This window comes from Novipirellula aureliae (assembly GCF_007860185.1).
GTDB classification, from domain to species: Bacteria; Planctomycetota; Planctomycetia; order Pirellulales; family Pirellulaceae; genus Novipirellula_A; species Novipirellula_A aureliae.
Genome location: NZ_SJPY01000001.1, coordinates 124,137 through 143,949, shown reverse-complemented (window position 1 = coordinate 143,949; position 19,813 = coordinate 124,137). Strand labels below are relative to the sequence as shown.

At 52.7% G+C, this 19,813-nt stretch carries 16 protein-coding genes; 9 read left to right on the top strand and 7 right to left on the bottom strand.

Features of this window, described 5'->3' with window-relative positions; translation table 11 throughout:
* The first annotated feature begins 122 nt into the window (after positions 1 to 122).
* Entirely contained in the window at positions 123 to 857 is a 735-nt protein-coding gene (locus Q31b_RS00610) for an N-formylglutamate amidohydrolase (protein WP_197170709.1), read from the top strand.
* Complete coding sequence (locus tag Q31b_RS00605) at positions 857 to 1,570, top strand: hypothetical protein (protein WP_146597765.1); 714 nt, start codon at positions 857 to 859, stop codon at positions 1,568 to 1,570. The genes Q31b_RS00610 and Q31b_RS00605 overlap by 1 nt, the downstream gene beginning before the upstream one ends.
* Here Q31b_RS00605 and Q31b_RS00600 read toward each other — a convergent pair.
* From Q31b_RS00600 to Q31b_RS00590, 3 genes are all read right to left on the bottom strand, one after another.
* Entirely contained in the window at positions 1,567 to 1,893 is a 327-nt protein-coding gene (locus Q31b_RS00600; RefSeq protein WP_146597764.1) for a carboxypeptidase-like regulatory domain-containing protein, read from the bottom strand. The genes Q31b_RS00605 and Q31b_RS00600 overlap by 4 nt on opposite strands.
* A gap of 75 nt (positions 1,894 to 1,968) precedes the next feature.
* A complete protein-coding gene (locus tag Q31b_RS00595) occupies positions 1,969 to 9,033 on the bottom strand; it encodes a M56 family metallopeptidase (protein ID WP_146597763.1) in 7,065 nt (2,354 codons plus the stop codon).
* Positions 9,030 to 9,419: a BlaI/MecI/CopY family transcriptional regulator gene (locus Q31b_RS00590; protein ID WP_146597762.1), complete on the bottom strand. Its 390-nt coding sequence runs from the start codon at positions 9,417 to 9,419 to the stop codon at positions 9,030 to 9,032. The genes Q31b_RS00595 and Q31b_RS00590 overlap by 4 nt, the downstream gene beginning before the upstream one ends.
* A gap of 380 nt (positions 9,420 to 9,799) precedes the next feature.
* On the opposite strand from Q31b_RS00590, the gene Q31b_RS00585 reads away from it, so the two are divergent.
* Positions 9,800 to 10,093: a hypothetical protein gene (locus Q31b_RS00585; RefSeq protein ID WP_231617196.1), complete on the top strand. Its 294-nt coding sequence runs from the start codon at positions 9,800 to 9,802 to the stop codon at positions 10,091 to 10,093.
* Between the two features lie 66 nt (positions 10,094 to 10,159).
* The gene (locus Q31b_RS00580; protein WP_231617195.1) at positions 10,160 to 10,828 is read left to right on the top strand and encodes a four helix bundle protein; all 669 of its coding nucleotides are present in this window, start codon (positions 10,160 to 10,162) and stop codon (positions 10,826 to 10,828) included.
* A 355-nt stretch (positions 10,829 to 11,183) separates the two neighbouring features.
* Here Q31b_RS00580 and Q31b_RS29520 read toward each other — a convergent pair whose 3' ends face one another.
* Positions 11,184 to 11,375 (bottom strand): type II toxin-antitoxin system RelE/ParE family toxin, encoded by a 192-nt coding sequence (locus Q31b_RS29520; protein ID WP_390622302.1) that lies wholly within the window; start codon positions 11,373 to 11,375, stop codon positions 11,184 to 11,186.
* Positions 11,376 to 11,464: 89 nt separating this feature from the next.
* On the bottom strand, positions 11,465 to 11,839 hold the full coding sequence (locus Q31b_RS27750; RefSeq protein WP_197170707.1) for a ribbon-helix-helix domain-containing protein: 375 nt from the start codon (positions 11,837 to 11,839) through the stop codon (positions 11,465 to 11,467).
* 262 nt (positions 11,840 to 12,101) lie between these two features.
* On the opposite strand from Q31b_RS27750, the gene Q31b_RS00565 reads away from it, so the two are divergent.
* Together Q31b_RS00565 and Q31b_RS00560 are read left to right on the top strand one after the other, a co-directional pair.
* Positions 12,102 to 12,257, top strand: a complete 156-nt coding sequence (locus tag Q31b_RS00565; protein WP_231617194.1) for a hypothetical protein — start codon at positions 12,102 to 12,104, stop codon at positions 12,255 to 12,257.
* Between the two features lie 119 nt (positions 12,258 to 12,376).
* On the top strand, positions 12,377 to 12,991 hold the full coding sequence (locus tag Q31b_RS00560; RefSeq protein ID WP_146597759.1) for a DUF2238 domain-containing protein: 615 nt from the start codon (positions 12,377 to 12,379) through the stop codon (positions 12,989 to 12,991).
* Between the two features lie 1,260 nt (positions 12,992 to 14,251).
* On the opposite strand, the gene Q31b_RS00555 is transcribed toward Q31b_RS00560, so the two are convergent.
* Both Q31b_RS00555 and Q31b_RS00550 read right to left on the bottom strand, forming a co-directional pair.
* Positions 14,252 to 15,163 (bottom strand): ParB/RepB/Spo0J family partition protein, encoded by a 912-nt coding sequence (locus Q31b_RS00555; protein WP_146597758.1) that lies wholly within the window; start codon positions 15,161 to 15,163, stop codon positions 14,252 to 14,254.
* A gap of 13 nt (positions 15,164 to 15,176) precedes the next feature.
* Positions 15,177 to 15,986 (bottom strand): ParA family protein, encoded by an 810-nt coding sequence (locus tag Q31b_RS00550; protein WP_197170704.1) that lies wholly within the window; start codon positions 15,984 to 15,986, stop codon positions 15,177 to 15,179.
* Between the two features lie 386 nt (positions 15,987 to 16,372).
* Here Q31b_RS00550 and Q31b_RS27745 point away from each other — a divergent pair, with 386 nt between their 5' ends.
* The 3 genes from Q31b_RS27745 (at position 16,373) to Q31b_RS00540 (ending at position 19,259) form a co-directional block, all read left to right on the top strand.
* Entirely contained in the window at positions 16,373 to 16,537 is a 165-nt protein-coding gene (locus tag Q31b_RS27745; protein ID WP_197170702.1) for a hypothetical protein, read from the top strand.
* 50 nt (positions 16,538 to 16,587) lie between these two features.
* A complete protein-coding gene (locus Q31b_RS00545; RefSeq protein WP_146597756.1) occupies positions 16,588 to 17,874 on the top strand; it encodes a hypothetical protein in 1,287 nt (428 codons plus the stop codon).
* Between the two features lie 530 nt (positions 17,875 to 18,404).
* Positions 18,405 to 19,259, top strand: coding sequence for a hypothetical protein (locus Q31b_RS00540; RefSeq protein ID WP_146597755.1), 855 nt, complete (start codon positions 18,405 to 18,407; stop codon positions 19,257 to 19,259).
* The last annotated feature ends 554 nt before the right edge of the window (positions 19,260 to 19,813 follow it).

Sequence of the window (19,813 nt, the reverse complement as noted above, 5' to 3'; positions counted from 1 at the left end):
TCCTGATGAAACTGAGCTTGCTTTGGTCGTCAAGCTATCGCTATGGTGAACGGAGTTGGGGCTTCGTTGGGAGGGTGCTTGAGTCCCCCTGCATTACCAAACAAATTTGGGCCATTGGGCAGATGTCGGTTATTATTAGCTGCGAAACGGGAGGCGATCGAATTCCCGATTGGTTGTCGTTGTCGCCCGGCGTGGAGCGAGACGCTGGCATCTTACCGCTTCACAAAACGGATGGTCCGGCACGGTACGCTGCAACCCGAATGGCCGCCAAATTGAATGAACGGATTCTCTTAAACGAGTACTCCGCTGGGTTGGTTGACGTCACACGATCGATACGGCATCGCAGCGTTTTTCCTGTCTCGGCTAAAAAAATTCAAGAACACGAGCGGAAACGGTTGATCGAGGAGGTACATGTTCCCTATCGTGAACGTTTGAAGCAAGCGATAGCAGACCAGATTGACGAGCAAGGTTATTCAATTCATTTGTCCGTTCGCTCCTTTTCACTTCGCAAAAATGGAAAGTTACAGCGTACCGACGTTGGATTACTTTACGATCCCGCTCGCGAAGACGAAGTCGATTTTTGCCTTGATTGGATCGATGAGATGTACGCCGATGTACCAATGGTCCGCGTACGGCGTAACTATCCGCGCCGAGGAACGGTAGAGAGTATTCATACCGCAATGAGGACGGTTTTTGCCGATCATGCTTACTTGGGAATTGAAGTTCTTCTCAACCGCGCCTGGGCGGCACGAGAGGTTTATCGCCGCGACGAAGCGATTGATGGAATCGCTCGTTCGTTATGCGTTTTGCTTGACGATGAAACGGAAACCGACGCGATAGCCTACAATGTTGCCTAATGGAAACGTCTCTTCACCAGCAACTGAAGCATCGCTATGCCGCCGAATCGGGCGATACCGAAGTTGTTTTAGGGCCTTACCGAATCGATGCTGTCCGTGGCGACGAGTTGATTGAAATCCAATGCGCAGGCCTTTCGGCGATTCGAGACAAATGCCGCGATTTGCTAAAACGTCACAAACTTCGTGTGGTCAAGCCGGTCATTGAACGAACTCGAATCGCCAAAGCCAAGAAGCGAGGTGGCAAGGTTCAGTCGAGTCGGATGAGCCCCAAGCGAGGTAGCGTCGTCGATGTCTTCGAAGATCTTATCTACTTTACCAAAGTCTTTCCGCATCGAAATTTAGTCATTGAAGTTCCTCTAATGCATGTTATTGAAACACGCATTCCGCGAGGAAAGTCGAGAAGACGTCGTTGGCAAAAGGACTATCGTGTCGACGATGTCGAACTTGAGTCGATGGGCGAGTCTTATCACTTCTCCACTGCCGCTGATCTACTTGCAATCGTGAATGTGCCAGCGGGCACCACCGAGTTCAACACGTCCGACTTAGCAAAATGGATCGATCGCCCGCGTTGGGTTGCCCAGAAGATCGCCTACGTGCTGCGGCATACCGGAGCGATCACCACCAATCGCCGTCAACGCAGCGGTATTGTCTACCGCGTTGATACGCAAACAACCACCGCTGAATTTGTCGGCACAACAAGACGTACCGCCTAGGATGACTTTCGCATCAGAAAGGCCTGTCGCCCGTAGTTGCCGGCATGGTCGAGTGTGACGAATAGATGTTCTTGCCAGGGAAGGTATCCCGGCTTGGAAATCTGCAAGCGGTATCCCCGCCGTATGGACGGAAGATCTCCCAACAACTCCTCACCTGGCGGACCGTTTGGCAACAGGAAATAGCCCTTGGCATCCGTCTGGGTGTCCAAGACAGGTTCATTCTGTTGGAACACAAAGGCCTTGCCCGTTACCCCCGCCAGACCTTGTCCATCAGGGCCCGTGACGGTGGCCTTGCGTGATTTCGTCGAGCCGGGCGTTTCCATCGCAGACAGATCGGTTGCTGCTGTGGTCTGACTTTTACCCTCAGCAGAATCGCCCTCTGGATTTGATTCGTTCTTTCAACCGTCCGCGATCGCAAACTCAATATTCTTTACGCTGGCTGCCTCGGCAAGCCGCAACACAACCGCCACGGCTTGGTGTTGGACTTCTGGATCAACTCGAATAAGCAATTTCAGATTCGGTGTGGCCTTGAGTTTCTGCTGCAAACGTTCTTGAAGTTTGTCCAGCGTGATCAGCTCGTTGTCCAGCACATATCCAATGCCCCCCGGCGAGATCTGGCCGCCACGTTCTTTGCTGATGACAAGTTCGACCACACTTGGTTCCGGGTCGGTCTCGCCGGGGATAGCAATTACCGGATCCGTTTCCGTTGATCGAGCGATGGGAAACGCCAAAAGATCTCTGGCCTGCGCCTTGGATAAACCTGAGACCACGATCCTATTGGACGCCGTTGCCTCGATCAACGATGCTGAGATTACTTTGCCATTCAACAAAATCGCCAGTCGACGCTCGACACCTGTGCGTTGGAACTCGAGGGCAGCGGTTTGCGTGATCGCACGAAGTCGACTTTCCGCTTCCTTAGAGAATAGCAACTCTACCTTAGCGAGCTGGTTGCTATCTCCGGCCAGGAGTTTTGCGGCGATGACATCGTCTTCATCCAGATAGATCTGCCTATCGAGGTAGAGTGTCTGCTGCTGACGATCCTCACCACGCCAAACGACCGAGTCGGCGTTCGGTTGCTGTTTGACGCCTTCGGGCAGCGTCAAGCGAACTTCAAAACGAGCTGCTGGCCGGATGAGGATATCCATTCGTGGTGTCGATCCCCAGACGCCGGCCGCAAGAATCTGGTAATCTCCCGGCGTAACGTTTAACGGCAACGGTAACGATGTATCATCAGTAGTCCCCTGGGTGATCCGGTAACGAGCATGGTGAATCACCTTCTCTCGTTGCGGAGGTACGACCACATGCTGCTGCTCGACACGACCGCTGCCCGCGAATGAACCCATCAGCATGATCGTTCGAGTTTGTTCATCGACGACGGGTTGCCACATGCTCCCAGTGGACCAGTCGAACTCGATCGGTTCGTCGGTCTCGTTTTTAACAATGAGGTCGTAGTGCAAGACATCGCCGACGCGTGCATGCCCCTTGGGCGCAATTCGCTCTAAACGTGATGAGAGGCCTCTGACGATATTATTGCTCTCCGGGCGGATGGATGGGACTGGATGTGTCTGTGTGTTTTCATTCGATTCTTCCACGTTCGTCTCAGCTGTCGATTCCTCCATACGTTTTAGAGCAATGCGTCCTTGGGATTCACCGCTTTTCTTGTTCCACTTTTCAAAGATCAGTCCACCCGAAGCTTCATCAGGCGTGAAGCGGAATCGTTCGGCCGGATCTTCCCCCACGAGCGAACCATCGATCAAGGTGAATTTCTGATGGTCAGGCGTGGTTGTTGAGTCTGGATTTTCTTTGAAATAATAGGAACCGTTGTGTTGGAGGATTCGCCAGGTAAGGACTTTTTCGCCCAATCTGCCTTGGTAAAGGCCAGCGAATCGTTCACCGGCTCGTCCAGATTCATTACCAGCCGTTTCGGTAACCGCTCTTTCTACGGCATTCAGAGCAACTGATTTCTCTGCTGCCCGTTCGGCTGCTTCTGTCCCCGGCACGGTGTCGATGATCTGTTTGAGCTTTACGGGGTCGTCGTGAGCTGAACTCACCAGATTCGCGGCTTCGGTCTCCGTTACATTCTTCCAATGATTCACGAAAACGTTGAAATAGTAATCCTTTTGATAAGGATGAAAGCGTGTGGGCGTCCAGGTGTCACGGATGGACGTTTCATCCCAGGACGTTAACCATTGATAGACATTCAGCCGTTTCTGGAAAATCTCGTCTCGGGGCATGTCGGACCCAAAGGTACGCAGCCGAGCGCGAATGATTGCTCGACTAATCCGTTCGGGCTCTTCTGCGATCGCCTTGCGAGCGTACTCGCGTGCTTTGGGAAGATCTTTTTCCTCACCGAGTTCTCGGCTCAAGGTGGTTGAGAATAATACTGAAAGCTGCGTGTAGATCTCGCACCGTTCCATCGAGGTCTTCGCTCTCGGGAGATATCTCAGATAAAATGCTTCGGCAACGGATTGGCCGTCGGGCAAGTGAATGCCCCCGTTCCATTCGGCATCGTAGAGTTTGGCAATTCGTAAATCGGGGTCTCCCGATCCTCTTGCACTACGTTCTATCCCTTGCAACGCAAGTAGTTTGACGGCGCGTGTCGCCAGCCACTCTTCCATGTCTTCCCAGGGATCGATGCGAACGCGAGGGATTGCTTTCTCAATGTATTGGATCGTTAGTCCGTCTGCATTTTTCGCTGTGACTTCGACGTCAAACGAACGGCCTTCCGCCGTGATCACAACGAATTGACACGGCAGCTCGGGTAATTCGTATGCACGAGTTTGCTGCTCGGCTCGAATCGGTTTACGGCCGTCCGGGAATACGATTTTCCCGCCACGCACGGTACCGATCGCATTCGGGCCATCCTGCCACAAATCACCTTTGCCGATTTCGCTGAACTTGCCGAAGTCTCCTGACCTATAAAAGTTCTCGATGAACTCACCACTGCCGAGATCAAGTACGGTGTCGATGTCGCGGCGGTCGACGTCGGGAAGTGTGGACGTTCGTGGAGCAGACTGTTCGCGGGGCTCTGATTCAGACAAAAGATCGGCGGTTGCTGTACTGCCGTCTTTGACTTCGACGGTTGTTGAAAGAGTTTTCTCGAGATGCTTGCCCTTGTTGATGGCGAGGGTCGGTTTGGCGGTTACCGTGCATTGGCCAACGGGCACGTTGGTGAACTGGAAAGTCTCGCCTGACTTGACCAATAGGTTTGGCAGCTCGCCCAATTTGTCCTTCCAGTTTTCGTGTTCCAGCAGCACGAGATAGGGCCCAAAATCTCCTTCGACTCTTCCGGTGACCGTCCCGCTCTGACGGTGGTCACCTTGGATGCGCAATGAGTGATCACGTTTGCCTGCGGGAAGCACCATCGGCTGCCCCGCAGCCAAAGGCAGTCTCGGTCTCACTCCCCATGGCTGCCCTGCGACCAAAACGGCGATGTCGTCCCAATCCTCAAACTCGGGGAGTTTTCCTTCCTCATCGACAGGAAAGATGGGGAGTGTGAACTGCAGGGATCGATTGCTCCAATCCAGCTCATCAACCAGCTTGCGTGACGCATCATCCTGCGACACCCAGTTGCCATTGATCGGAAAGGAACGCAGAACAATCGTTTCTTCCGGTTTCAAAATCTTGGCATCGGCGGAAGGAATGGTCGTCACTTCGGTCTGCTCGTGGCGAAACCATTCGGTTTTCAAGGGAGCCTGGACTCCAGCCTCCAGAATGGTTTCATTCCAATCGGACAGGACAAAACGACCAATCGATGAGGGCGGTTCTACTAACCAGGACGCGTCACTGGTATTTAGAAGTTCAACGGTAACAACTTGCTTGTCGTTTATGTTGGAAAGCTGACTCCGAACTCGTACGCCATGATTGGGTGTGCCCCAAGGAGTGGTGCCTAGGTCATTTTCGGGCACGTCCACTTCGATCTCATTGCTAACAGCTCGCAGGGGTCGCTTGGAATCGATTTCATTCGAGTGGACAAGCGGCAATGCGATACGCAAGGTGTGTCTACCAGACGATAGTTCGCCAAGCGACTGCCCAGTCGACTCCTCAACCCAGTGATCAGGCGAGATCACCGTTTGCATCGAGTCTCTCTCTAGCGCTAGCGAGGGTCCAACACTTGCTGCGACATTCGCCCCCCGATCCACCTCGCGGTACCATTTGCCGTCCCACTCAATCGCGTATTCGTCAATTGGTGCACCATAGTGCGGCAGAATGCGTTCTTCGGCTGCACGGATATCGGTCTTGCATAATACTTTCCATTGCCCCTGATCCTCACGGACCTCGGGGCTGTGAATTCGCAATTGCACGCCGTGGGTTGCGTCGCCCCAGTCTTGGGACTCATGCTTCGGAGTAACAGACCGCCGCATCCGCTGAATGCCACGGCACTCGCCACCTTCAAACATTACTATTACCCCGTCGCCAGCAGGTGTCGTGAGCGTATAGGTGCGGCGATTGCTTGACGCGTCGTCCTTATCGATGGTTAGCTTGTGCGTTGCAATGACTTCCTTGAACCTTTCTTCCGACATGCCAATTCGCAAGTCAGCGAATTCAGGGATGCCGGCTAGGAACTCCAAACCTGTGGGTGGCTCGTCGACTTCCTCTGATGCATTATCGTTTGGAGCAATACGGATCGATTTACCAACGGCCAAAGCCAGTTCGACGTACTGTTGCCGCTGACTTGCCGGGTAGACGAAGGTCAGGTCATACGCCCGAGTACCTTTGCCGAACAGCAGACGCATTAGTTCTCGCTGTGGCTGGCTCTGGCCTCCGACGCCCGCGATTTTGAAAGAGATCAAACGAGCCGGTTCGCCCGCAACAGTCAGTACCTTGTTGATGGTCGCGGCGGGATTCTGTTTGGCCGTGACATCAATACTGTGAGGATGACCATAGTCCTGGAACTCAACTTTGATCGTTGGGATCGTACCGTCAGCTTCCGACGTTGGCTGACGATAACCGCAAATACGAAAGAGAGCGTTTCCTGATATCTTAATCTCTCGCTCAACCCAATGAGCAGGCCGATCAAAGGAAAGTGTCACTTCGTTATCGGAAAGTTCCGTCGTTACCATCTTGGGAAGTGCCGATCGAGCGCGTGTTCGCAAAATGATGCTGTTGCGGCCACTAAAGTCCTCGACCGCAACAACGGCCAACCTGCCTTCTTGGGTCACGACGCCCACGTAGCAAGGTGAGGGGGAATTGTCGCGTTGGTAGTCCTGGTAATGTTTCTTGAGCGATACGGTGCGTCCGGCGGTTGGCCCCTCCAGCAACGCTCGCAATTCGTCATTGCTAATCGCATCGGCCTCGACCCACGTGTTTACTTCAAGCTTCACCAGCTTCGCCCCGCGGACCGCGAACAGGCCGCCATCACGAGCATCGTCGAAACCAAAATCGCCTTTTCCTTGCTCGTTGAGCCACCGCGCAAAGGCTCCGGGTTCACGCGAATCATTCGGCGCGGTGACCAAATTCCCGGTGGTCGCATCGATAACCGTACCGGAGCTTTCGATCTCATGGATACTCTTCGATGAGCTAACAAACGGACGATTGCTCTGGAAACCTAGGTGGACGATACGGCCAGCGCCGTAGCTGACCACGCGATCGTCGAACGGCAACTCAAAATCACCGAAGTCGCGGTACTGGGCATTCAGGCTCTGTTGCACGATGTGCGAAACCACATGAGCCAGTTCACGCTCCTGGGAATTGTACTTTTGAAGTTGGTCCTGAAACAAAACAAACTGCTGGTCTGTCATCGGGTAGGCGAGCGTAACGCACAGCGGATCGGCAAGGCGTTCCTCCAGGCCCGACAACGCCATTTCCTTGGTGAATGACTTGTAGTTGGGAAGAGATTGAATGTGTTGCCTCATCCACGCTTGTTGTGCTTTTAATTTGGCTTGCTTGTCAGCATCCAGCGTTCGAGCATGAGTAATCGCTTGATAGAGTTTCCACTTCATCGTGAGCAGGCGATCCGGTAGCCCCAGATAGGCCTGGTTGATCGAACGCAGATCGCCAGGCTGAAATTGGTCGATTCGCAGATGCTTGGCACCATGTTCTTCGATCGCCGTCAGAATGGCTTGTCGTTGTTTTGCGGGAACGGAGGCGCCAACGGTGCGCGTGCCATGTGGTATTCCCGAAATGAACCCAGCGAAGTCGGCTTCGATGTCGGCTAGACGCGGCTCGTCAACAAACGGCAGCTTCGCCTCACGGACAACGCCCGCCACCTTCTGTCCCACCAGCTTATCGAAGTTCATGAGCGTGTCTTCCTGGCTGGGGATTTCCTGGCTGGGGATATCGTCGTTTGCTTCCGCCTCGATGGTCTCGTGTGAATTTTCTGCCGCTTCCGAGTTCCCGCTGGGAGACGCCACCAGGGAAGCAACCGTCACGGTGATTCCTGCAGTCATCACGATTGTCAGCAAGATGCTTGATTTTCGGTGACCAAATTCCAACTGGGGCTCGCCAAGCAGTCGTCGTACTCGCGTAAGAAGCGATCCATTAGTCGCAGCGAGTGCAGGCGGAGCGACACGGTGTTTTTCAAGTTGGGCCAGAGCTCGAATATAGGTAGCGCGATCACCACTCATTGCCACGGCCACGTCATCACAGCAGTTTTCTCGCTCTTGGCGAATCTGGCTCGAGACCCACCACATCCCTGGATGGTAAAACAGTAACGCCTCGATCAGCGTTTGGCAAAGATTAAAGAGGTAATCGTGCCGACGGATGTGCGCCAATTCGTGAGCCAAAACGAGCTCTAGCTCCGAGATGGTCAACCCCGTCAGCGTTGAAACCGGCAGGAGTACCATTGGCCGCAAGTAGCCAACCACGGTTGGAACCTCAACCAAAGTCGACTGAGCAAACTCGACGACATGCGGTACACCAAGTCGCTCGATCAGTCGCTCCGAGAGTTGGCAGTGAATTTCCGAAAGAGGATACAGCCCACTACGTCTGAGAGTTAGCACGCGAAGGCACCCTACGAGTGGCCGCAGCGATAACAGCATCACTCCTAACAGCCAAATGACCGTCGCAACCGGCAACCAAGGCTGAACGACGCTCGTTGCTTGTTCCATAAACCAAGGACGGTCAGCCTCAGCAGCGAGGTCGCGAGAGTCCGCTTGGAAATCTGGCGTGAACGCGGGGATTGCCGTCGGTACGCTAGCTACTTCCCACGTCGATTGATCAGCGGCAACAGGTGGCTCACTCTGCCCGAGTGAATCAGTGCTGGGCAGTTCCGTGAATTCGCTTGCGACAGGACGGATCGAATTTTGTAGAACGTAAAGTGTAACGATCGGGGCAAGCAGCATCGCAGCCATCGCGATGCACCCGAGCAGATACCGTAGCGCTGGCGTGCGTTTGCGGAACACGATCGCCGCAATGGCATATAAGACCGCGATCAGGGCAATTTGCCAAAACGAATGAAGCAATGCCCAGCCTATACTTTGCACCCAGTGACTCTGTGCAAATTGATCGAAGTAGTGATTCATTTCTCACCTCCTTCCAATTTCTGAAGCAGACGACGAATTTCGGCCAAATCCTCTCGTGACGCTTTTTCTGACGACAGAGCTTGAAGCACAAGACTCCCGATCGACCCGTCATAGGCGTTTTGAATGAGATCTTTCAGCATACTTTTCTGAGTTTGCTGCCGCGACGCTGCCACGCGAAACACCTGGGGCCGCACGCGATCATCTCGCTTGACCAATTTTTTATCCAGCATGACCGAAAGCATTTTAACGGTTGTCGAGTAATTCGTGTCACGCTCGGCCGACAGTCGATTGTGAATCTGGCGAGCCGTCGACGGCCCCTGCTCCCATAATACGCGAAGTATCTGCAGCTCAACTTCCGTTGGCTGCGACGATGATGGACGCGACATTTCACGGCTCCTGGTTTTGACGAACGGTTTGGCGAAAGATTTCGCTAGTTCTGTTATGTTAGCGAATTAATTCGCTAGTGCAACCTCATTTAGCGAATTAATTCGCTAAATAGGTGTTTTTAAATTGAGACGCACTTCCCTGAAAGCGTGAGCGTTCCCCGTTCCAATCGGTGTCGATTTTCTACAAAGTGTTCCAGAGCAAGTTCGGCCCCGCATTGCGTGACTATTCTACAATCGCAACTATTTTTATCCGCCAAAGCAAACAGCTTGATAGACACCCTTGCGAATTTCGAGGGAAGTCACCGCATCGTCGCGATAATTGTTCGCGTCCCCCAACGACAGATCAAATCGATAGGTTCAGCGGATCATTCTGCATAAATATGTTTGACCTAGGTTCGGCGTTGGAATGTGTTGCGATCCAAGACGTGCTTGCGGCAACCGATAGCATGAACGATGAATGCCATCGCCAACTGAAGCAAATATTGCATCGGATCGTGTCGATGTTGACGCGGATGATTGCACGATCGGATCTCGTCGCCGAGTCTGCGACCGAGTACAATGCTGGGGTCGAGTACAAGTACGAGTACCGCGATGCTGAGTACGAGTACGATGAAGTCAGGAAGCCAGAACCAAGCCGTCCACCGAAGGACGGCTACCAGTTTGACACGAAGTGATATCCTACTCGTACTCGTACTTAGGCGTCGGCCGGTACTCGTACTCCTACTCGAATCGGGGCACTCATGACCCAACCGATCTTCGACCACGATCGACTCGACGTTTATCGTCTCTCCATCGAATACGTTGCGTCGTCATTCGCGATTGCAAAGGATCTCAATGGTTGCCACCGGCATGCTCGCGATCAATGGCTCCACGCTACTCAATCGATTCCGCTGAACATCGCGGAAGGCAACGGGAAGCGTAGTCTCAAAGATCGCAGTCATTTTCTGGATATCGCTCGCGGTTCGGCGTTGGAATGTGTTGCGATCCAAGACGTGCTTGCGGCAACCGATAGCATGAACGATGAATGCCATCGCCAACGGAAGCAAATATTGCATCGGATCGTGTCGATGTTGACACGGTTGATTGCACGATCAGATGTCGTCGCCGAGTCTGCGACCGAGTACAATGCTGGGGTCGAGTACAAGTACGAGTACCGCGAGGCTGAGTACGAGTACGATGAAGTCAGGAAGCCAGAACCAAGCCGTCCACCGAAGGACGGCTACCGTTACCCTTTAACGAATCATGAAACATCCAAGAGATCGATATCGCGACTACGTCGAGCATACTTTGTATGGACGCGGTCCCCGGATCACAGGGCAAAATCCGCAGGACGATTGGCCGAATGGGGTCTATCTGGGTTGGCACTCACCAATTGGCGAGAGAATTGCCGATACCGCGATTGTCGCTGACACTTCGAAACAAGTTTCGCGACCAGTGCCTGTTACGCATTATTATGACGTCAAACGGACATGAAACACTCGAACTCGCCAACTGCGCCTTGGCCCTGATAGAATGTGGTTTGTTTGGGAATCGAACAATCGAGCGCGTGCGCTGTTTCCTTCATTCGCTCCCTGACGCGATTCGGATGTACGCATTCGCGGACAATATCGAAATCTGATGGATCGGGTCGCGCGCCTCGCTAAAAATTCGGCGTAACAATCGCGTGCAACGCAATCGGCGATCAGTCCAGTTTTGAAGTCAAGGCATCTCGCGGCCGCCCGCTGACGCGTGCCGTTACCCGACGGGGCGCGCTCGCATCACGATCTAGAGATCGCGGCTTCCATCAAGAATCCTCGCTATGTCGACACCGTTACCGTTTGGCCGAAAGAAAATCACATAACGACTGACGGTGAATGACCGGCAGACGGGAACACCAAAGCCCTTGCGAATTTCTCCTAATCCGGGATTCTCCGCGAGCATCTGACACGTTTCCTCAATGCGATCTAGCATCTTGATTGCGGCTGCAACGTTTTAACCAGCGATGTACTCCCCTATTCCTGCCATATCGGTTTCCGCTGCGTCGGATAGAACAAATGTTGGCATCGTTAAGACGCAAGGTGTTCTTGTAGCCGGCTCCGCAATTTCGCAAACGCCGCTGGGCCGTCTACGCTTCGTCCTTCATCAATCTGGTCGAATCCCTTCTGGACCTCCTCGGCTAACGCCTCCCTGGACTGCAAAAGCCTAAGACTTTCTGCGACGACCTCGCTCGTGGACAAGAATCGTCGCCGTGCGACGAGGGATTCGATAAATGACTCAAATTCGGCTGGGACATCAATGGACATGCTATTCTCCTCTTTGACTCGATTGTACCCATTGTATCGGTCGTTGTATACTAATTGCTGAATGCCCGTTTTAGCGGGTAAATCGCGGATCTCCAGGAACCAGAGCGTAGGGACAGCGACGGTCTTACTTTTGGTCAATACGGATTCGGAAAAAGATTTCCGAATTCCTTCGTGAAGAGCCCAGCGTGATTGGGTGCCAGCCCCCAAGCCCCCGAGATTTTTCAAGGTATGGTGAGTGGTGTTCGATGTGACTTTGTATAGGATGAAGTGGCTCGGTGAAACGGAGGTCGGCTCGAATGGCGTGGACTTAAGGCTCAGCTAGCTGTTTCACCGCCTCGGTCGCGATACGTCTGGCCCGGCTAGGACAAAGGTTAGTGGGTGGCACCATCCATCAATCCGGATGATTGCACGATCGGATGTCGTCGCCGATTCTGCGACTGAGTACAATGCTGGGGTCGAGTACAAGTACGAGTACCGCGAGGCTGAGTACGAGTACGAGTACGAGTACGATGAAGTCAGGAACCCAGAACCAGGCCGTGCACCGAAGGACGGCTAATCACGTACCGTAAGACAAGCCAGAACCATGATGCGCATCGAAGCCGGGTTTGCGAGTTTTTTCGAATCGGACATTCTCTTTCCCGGCTCGGTGATGTCCGCCGATATTGGACATCGATTTTGAGACTCCAGCTTCTCCTCATCGGACTCACGCTCTCGGCGATTCCGCTTTCGTTCATTGACGCGCCATATCCGCAGGAGCTGATTCTGCAGCATATTCCAACATCGATTGGTCTCGTATTGCTGGCGTTCGCGGTGATCTTCGTTCGCCCAACCGGTCTATCCTTTTTTTGTGTTCTTGCCTTCGTCTGGCTGCATCTGATTGGTGCACGATGGATCTACTCATTCGTGCCCTACGACGCCCTCGTTGAGCAAATTGTAGGGATATCGATCTCTGACTACTTCGGCTGGGAGCGAAATCACTATGATCGCTTGGTGCATTTTGCCTCTGGAATACTCGGCGTTCCACTCGCGTCCGAGTGTTTGCAGAGGTTCGCCCACATGCGACCACTTGGCGCCGCAATCATGGGTATCTCGTGTGTCATGGCAATTGGTGCAACTTACGAGATTCTTGAATGGCAGATTGCGATGACGTTCTCGCCCGCGCAGGCAGAAGCGTACAATGGACAGCAGGGTGACAGATGGGACCCACAAAAAGACTTGGCGCTGGCGGGCATCGGATCGCTGCTGTCCGCTGGATTGGTGTTTCGTTGGTCGCCGGCCATGGCACGCTGAATATGACGAACCATCGGTTGCAACGGAGAGCGTCGGTTTGATTCGAAACTCTGGTTTTAAGAGATTGTTTGAACGTCTTGCTGCCGAAACGGAAGCTGAGATAGAAATTCCCGGACGGGTCTGTTTGTAGCCAGGCGATGATTCGCACTCCGAAGGAGATAGGAGTGGCTTTGGACCAAGCAGCGTGCCAATTCCCGCGATACAACTGCAATGCAAAATTTAGCGTCAGCCACTAATTTGCCCCTGGTCGCTTTTGACCACAAAAAAAGGGCTTGGAGCGGTCACGCCCCAGGCCCTTGTTTATCGCATATGACACCGTAATTTACGGCATTTTAGTAATGCGGCCGAGAGGACTCGAACCTCCACGGGATTAACTCCCACTAGGCCCTCAAGCTCGTCAATCGCGTTTTCTTTGCACTGTTTTCGGGTTGGTTTTGGACTGAAAACCCTTTCCTAGACGGGAAAAGTGATCAATTCCCACTCATTATAGGTTTGAGTTGCATTTGGGACAAATCCCAAACTTTGTCCCCATCCTGTCCCCATTCTTTTGACACTCGATCCACCCTGCTTTTCAGCAAGAAGTGTCTCAAGAAAAAGTTTTTTCGATTTTTTGGGACAAACGGATAGTGGGATAAATTTCACGCAACAGACAACTAGGCTCACTGACTAATTGCGGTAGCGTTGGATTTGCGTTGAACACGTATTTCATTCTGCAATATGCTCGTCTCCACAACTTCGCTAATGCCTCAACGAGTCCATTCTGTTGCATTCTGTCCCCAAAATGTCCCCACGAAAAATCGGCTTGAAAGCTACAAGCTGGCAATTGTGGTGGGTATAATTTGGGTAACGCAAATCTCGACGCCAGCATCCGGTTGACGTCTTCAACGTATTTCAAGCCCTGCTCCCGGCTTCTCAAACATAAGGGAGACACGTTTCAGGTCCTAAGCTGATTTCCACCACGTTTGACGCTGTGTTTCTTACACCGGCCCCTCGTTGGGTCTGTGTATTGAGTGCAACTAAAAACAACGGAGGAAATTATGCAGAAGATGCGGAAACAAAAAGGGAAACTTGATCGAGGCTATGGACATTATGCTACCCGGCAGATGTTCGCAAATGCGATCCTCTTCCTCGTAATTTACGGGGTTATGATGATCATTGCATTCGCTCTAGCCACGACCTAAGTTCCCAGGCCCATGTCAATTTGACATGGGCCTTTTTCTTTTACCACGACTGAATGGCCCTAATCAAGCAACAAGCTCATCATAAAAGGTGGACCTTGTTTGCAATCCTCAGCCTGACTTCGTCTAACGCTTGCAGTAGTGCCTGCTCCATCTCATCATAGTTTCCACGACGTGGTGAGGTCACCAGCACTTTCCAGCCTTCTTCCGTGACAAATGTCTGTCTCACTCCGCGAGGCTGTAAGCTGGGTTTGCCTTTTCGCTGGCGAACCTGGCTCTGCACCTTCGAAATGGTAAGGCGTGGTGTTTGGTCTGGCTCGCTGTCAATCACTGATCGAACTTGCTCGTGTGTCGGGAGCTTCGTTAGCTCATAGGCTGCTCTCGCGGACAATTCGCCTGACTCAACTTGATGCTGGACTTCGTCCGGCAATCTCAGCAGCGCGAGCGAACGGGTGATTTTTGATGGATTGACTCGAATAGCCTCCGCCAGTTGCTTTCCGCTCCAGTTGTTTAGCTCAAGCAATTGGCTAAAGGCCGTGGCTTCTTCAATGGGTCGTAAGTCTTGCCGCAAAAGGTTTTCAATAAGTTGCTGTTCGAGGATCTCGGTCTTTGAAAGCTCACCGTTTTGAAAGTGACATTGAATGGAGGGCAGGCCGGCTTTAAGCGTAGCCCGATAACGCCGCTCGCCGGAGATGATGATCCATTTACTATGGTCATCAGACCAACGGACGCGAATCGGGTGCAGTTGGCCCTTCTCGCGGATGCTGTTTGCAAGCTGCTCGATCTCCTCGTCATCGAACTCGGTTCGAGGCTGGTCTGGATCCGGTATTACGTTTTCCAGTGCGAGCGTTCCGAAGTCACGAAGCGCACGCCGGCCCACGTCTTTAGCATTCGCAACTGGGCTGAGCCTGGGAACGGAAGCCTGCTCACGAACGCCAATGGACTCATCGAGCCTATTGTTGATGAGTTTCAATGTATCTCGGGTGCTTGCCATCGTTACCTCCTAGTCAAGCGACGTGCCGCTGTAATTTCATTCTGATTTTGTCCAGAACCTCCGTAGTGAGAGTTCGCATGGACTCTGCCGCCGATGAGCGGCGGTCGTAAAGCTCAACGGGCTGACGACAAGCGATCGAGACCTTAAACGCCGAGGCTTCGGGAATGATCGTCTCGAAGACAAGCTGGTCGTAGACTTCGCGCAGACGCTGCTCGTAAGAGCGATGAATCAACAATCGCTTGTCATGGCGAGTCACTAGGTGACCGAGACGCCGAAGCTCGGGGTTTAGCTGGCGTGCATGATCAATGCACTGGTGAACAGCCCGTAAGCCCTGAGTGCCAAAATCCTCTGGAGGAACGGGAATGATGACGTAGTCCGAAGCAATCATCGTGTTCCAACTACACTGGTAAAGATTCGGCGGACAATCAATCAAGACAACGTCAAAGCCATCGACCTCGTCGAGGAAATCGCGAATTGCAAATTGCAGCATTCCGCCGTTTTCAGGACTCGGCATATTGAAAGCACCGAGATGATGATTAGTTGGCACGATGGAAATGGAATCAAATCCAGTTTCGCGAATTAGTGAATTCGGATCGCTGAAGAATTGACTTTCATCAAACAACGCCGCGAGCGTTTCGCTGAGCGGCAACTGTTCCACAACTTCAGGCCCGAAAAAACCTTGGCTGAGTGAGCCTTGCGGATCAGCATCGACGAGCAACACCGACAAGCCGGCTGCGGCAAACGAGCCAGCGAGATGAAAACAGGTTGAGCTTTTACCGCATCCCCCTTTCTGATTGATTAAGCAGATCGTGAACCGTTCCACCTTCCTCCGTTGTTTGTTCTTGCCATGACAATTGCCAATGGCAATTCTGTGTAAGCCAGTGAAATCACTTCGGATACCGTGACACAAGAGAACGAAGGTCGTCAAGGAATTCCTTTGTGCGTATAAGCCGCATCGCTGAAAAGCCCGCCTGTGGGTTCTTCAACTCGCGGGGATTCAAGTAAGCGTCACTCGATTGCCCTGCTGTGCCGGTGTTGCCACGTCAAAGACAAGCGTTGCCAAATGCAAATTGCCAATGGCAATTCCTGGCAACCCACTGAAATAACTGAGGAAACAGGCACCCTTAGCTTGGAAGGTCCGCTGGCAATTGCAAGGTTCGGTCTATGATTGCCCTGCTTGGCAATTGCTCTAGCGCGAGGCAATTGCCAATGGCAATTCCGCGTAAGTCGTTAGGGACACTTAGTAATGACCGATTCTTAAGTGTGAAGGTCAGGCAAGCCCTCTGCATGGCTCACGGCGATTTGCAAAAGACGTCACCGGCGGATGCGTTGGTAGCCCCTTATGCCCATTTCAGTTTTGCTTTTCAGTGCTGACTGTACGTGCTAGCTAGTTCAAGTCAGTTAAAGCAAAAGAAGTTTTGAAGATGCCCCCAAAGAGCAACACAGAAAGACGTATCACCGGCGCAGGACAGCTCTCGCTCGTTGAGCATGCCCTCTGCCCGCTCGATCCTCGGTTGTCGCTGGTTGAGAACGCAGTCTATTCAGCGTGCTACTCGTACCCGAACCAGGAAGGAAAACGCTCACAGGCGAACACTCGGGTTTTTGCACCCTTGGGCCTATCTGCATCAGACGAACTGTTTCTCTGGGGGCTGCTCTCGCTAAGCCTCCGCGGCGCTGAACCAGAATCAGAACTGGTAGCAACGCCACATTGGTTCCTGAGTCAATTAGGGTTAATTAACCAGTCAACGCGGCGCGGTGGCCGGCAGTATCAGCAGTTTCGCGAAGCGATTCGGCGATTGTCGGTCGTGAACTATATGAACGATGCGTTCTATGACCCTATGCGGAGCGAGCACCGGCAGGTCTGCTTTGGGTTCTTCAGCTATAGCCTCCCCGCGGAACCTCGGTCATCACGGGCCTGGAAAATCGCCTGGGACCCAATCTTCTTTGAGATGGTCCAAGCCATAGGCGGCAACTTTCGCTTCGACCTGGAGCAATATCGAGCCCTGGACACGGCAAGCCGGCGTCTGTTCCTGTTCGCCAGCAAAGTTCTCTCTCGGCGTGCTCAGCTTCATGCTGTGGATTTCGATCAACTCTCGATCGATACCCTCGGGTTTAGTGCCAGCGTGCCAAGGCGAGTGAGAAAGGATAAAGTGAACCGGGCTCTTAAAAAGCTGATCGATCTTCAGGTGCTAAGCGAGGCGAACGTGTATCGGACGACCACAGGGAAATACTTTGTATCGATGACGCGAGGCCGATACTTCTCCCGCCAGGAGCAGCGAGCAAGAGAGCTCTCGCCGGGAGAGTCTCCCATGATGGAATCGCTATTGGCGATCGGCTTTGAGCGAGAGCCGGCTGTTCGGCTGATTACTCGCTTTCGCCATCGCCCTCGCCTACTGGCCGAGTGGTGCGATATCACCCAAGCCGCAATGGAGCGATTCGGAAAGAGCTTCTTCAAGAAGAGTCCGATGGCATTTCTGATTGATTCAGTCGATAAGGCATCAAAGGGCAACCGCACGGCACCAGATTGGTGGGAGGAGATAAAGCGACTTGAGCGGGCGAAGCACGATTTAACAGCAGAAGGTCGGGCCGTTTTTGCGAAGCTTCAAAACGAGCTATTCGGTAGCCTCAATACAAAAGCAACAACCGCTGCGCGAAAAACAGAGAAGGGAACACTGACCGCAATTGGCAGCATCCTGGGGAATTCTAAGTGATTCATTCAAGGCAAAACATTTGTTTCAAGTACTTACTTTGTACAAGTACATTTGGAGCCGGCCGCCGGGAAGCATTGGTAAGCGAAAAAGCTGCAAGCATTTCAGTATCTTGAACGCGATCGTTCGCTTGAGTAGTTCGAAAAAGTGTAACGCAACCGACACGCATTAGGCTCAAAAGCGTAACGCAACCGACACGCATTTTCAGCAATCGAGTGTAACGCAACCGACACCTTCCCGAAAAACTTATCCACAGGCTGGCAACTGCAACGCGATCACCCAATCTTTCACAATGGGCTGGCTAAGCCCCTTTCCGTATCGCCGTCGCTTCGGCCCGCACCATGTCTTGGGGTCGAAGCGACGGCGATACGGATGGGGCGGCCCCATTCTGAGGAGTCCCGAGCGAGTGTTTGGCCACGAACGCAGCGTAACTCGCTGCCGTTTATTCTGTGAACAATGACTAAAAGCTCGGAGGATTCGAGTAGAATAGTGCAGGCAACATGCCTCCCCTCCCCGCCTCTTTGAGTCCCACCATGCCGCATCTAGACCCCAGCACCTGGCAATTACAACCAGCTTTCCAGCGAAACCTGAGTCGACTTCATCTCGGCGACTATTCAATGCTGGAGATTTTTACCCGTGGAATGTCCTTTTTGCATGATGCTCTTCAAAGCGGGTTAGTCTATCGCCATGCCCGAGAGCTTTGGTCTCAATTTCCACCAGTTAGCCCAACACACAGCAGTTTCAGCTATCTTTCCCAGGAACTAGAAGAGCTACTGAAAAATGGCGACTTCATGTATTCCCGAGAAAGCCGATACTTTCATCAAGAAGGTTCCGTTTGCCCAGTTCTTGATATTCAAGAGATCGAAATTGACGTTCGGGAATGGGCAATCGGGATTGGTTACCCCGGCTACGCAATCATTGGAATTAGGTCGGACTGGCTAACCGTACTCAAAGCCGATTATCCATTGGTGTTCTCAAACGACCGAATTGGCCGAGATCGCTTTGCCTGGGAAGTCGCTGCACTTGTTCTTCACGAGGTAGTTCACAACCATGGTTTTCTTCATCCCGATTTTAACGATGTGCTGAAGAATCTGTTCGTCAACGAAGCTCTGGAGATGGAATTCAACCCTGAGAACGAATACTACCGAACTTTGCCGTGTATTGCTGGTCAGTCTGTTTATCTCGCCTCTGCCAAGTACTTCGAAGGAACGAACTACAACCCCGCCTCGGTGCGTCGCTGGCCGATTGCTTGTGGTTGTTTAGCGTCTCGGCAGAATCAACCGAAGATACCCACTGAAGGGGCTCAGGTGCGAGCAGAAGTTACTGCTCACGAGGGGGATAGGACGGCAGAGCCTGTCTATGTTCGCGTGAACAAAAAACACAAATAGATTCAAGGTGAATTTTGAACGTCGCGGTTTGCGACTAGAAGCGTCGGGAAATCGAATGTAAATTATTTGCCTTGTTCGCGGCAAAAATTTGCTTAAGCCGATTCGTACAGGAAAAATATCTTGGAGGTTGGGTGTCGGATGCTCGACCTTGGCTGTCGTTTACGCAAAACGCGTTGCTGTGAGCGGGCTGCAAACTCAGCTCGCAAGTGGTGACATGCAAGTTGGACTTCAGTAGGCGATCACACCTGGTAAACCTGGATTCACCATCCAGGCTAAGGGGACAGGATTAACCACCTGTCGCGTGATTGACCCGTAGAGCCGGATGCATCGAGAGGTGCTTGTCCGGTTCGACGGAGGCTTCGTCGAGTAATCCGATTTTGGGTAGCTGGCCTCGTATGCCAGATGTGCCCGAAGCGAGTAATACGACGATTCGATCCGATAGAGGAGAGGCTGCTGGGGCGAGAGGTTCTCTTTCCAGCAGGGCGGGGGCGATACGGACAAACCTTGTGTGACTTGCTCGTAGCAGTCATCAAGGCCGTCATCTTTCAAAGCAG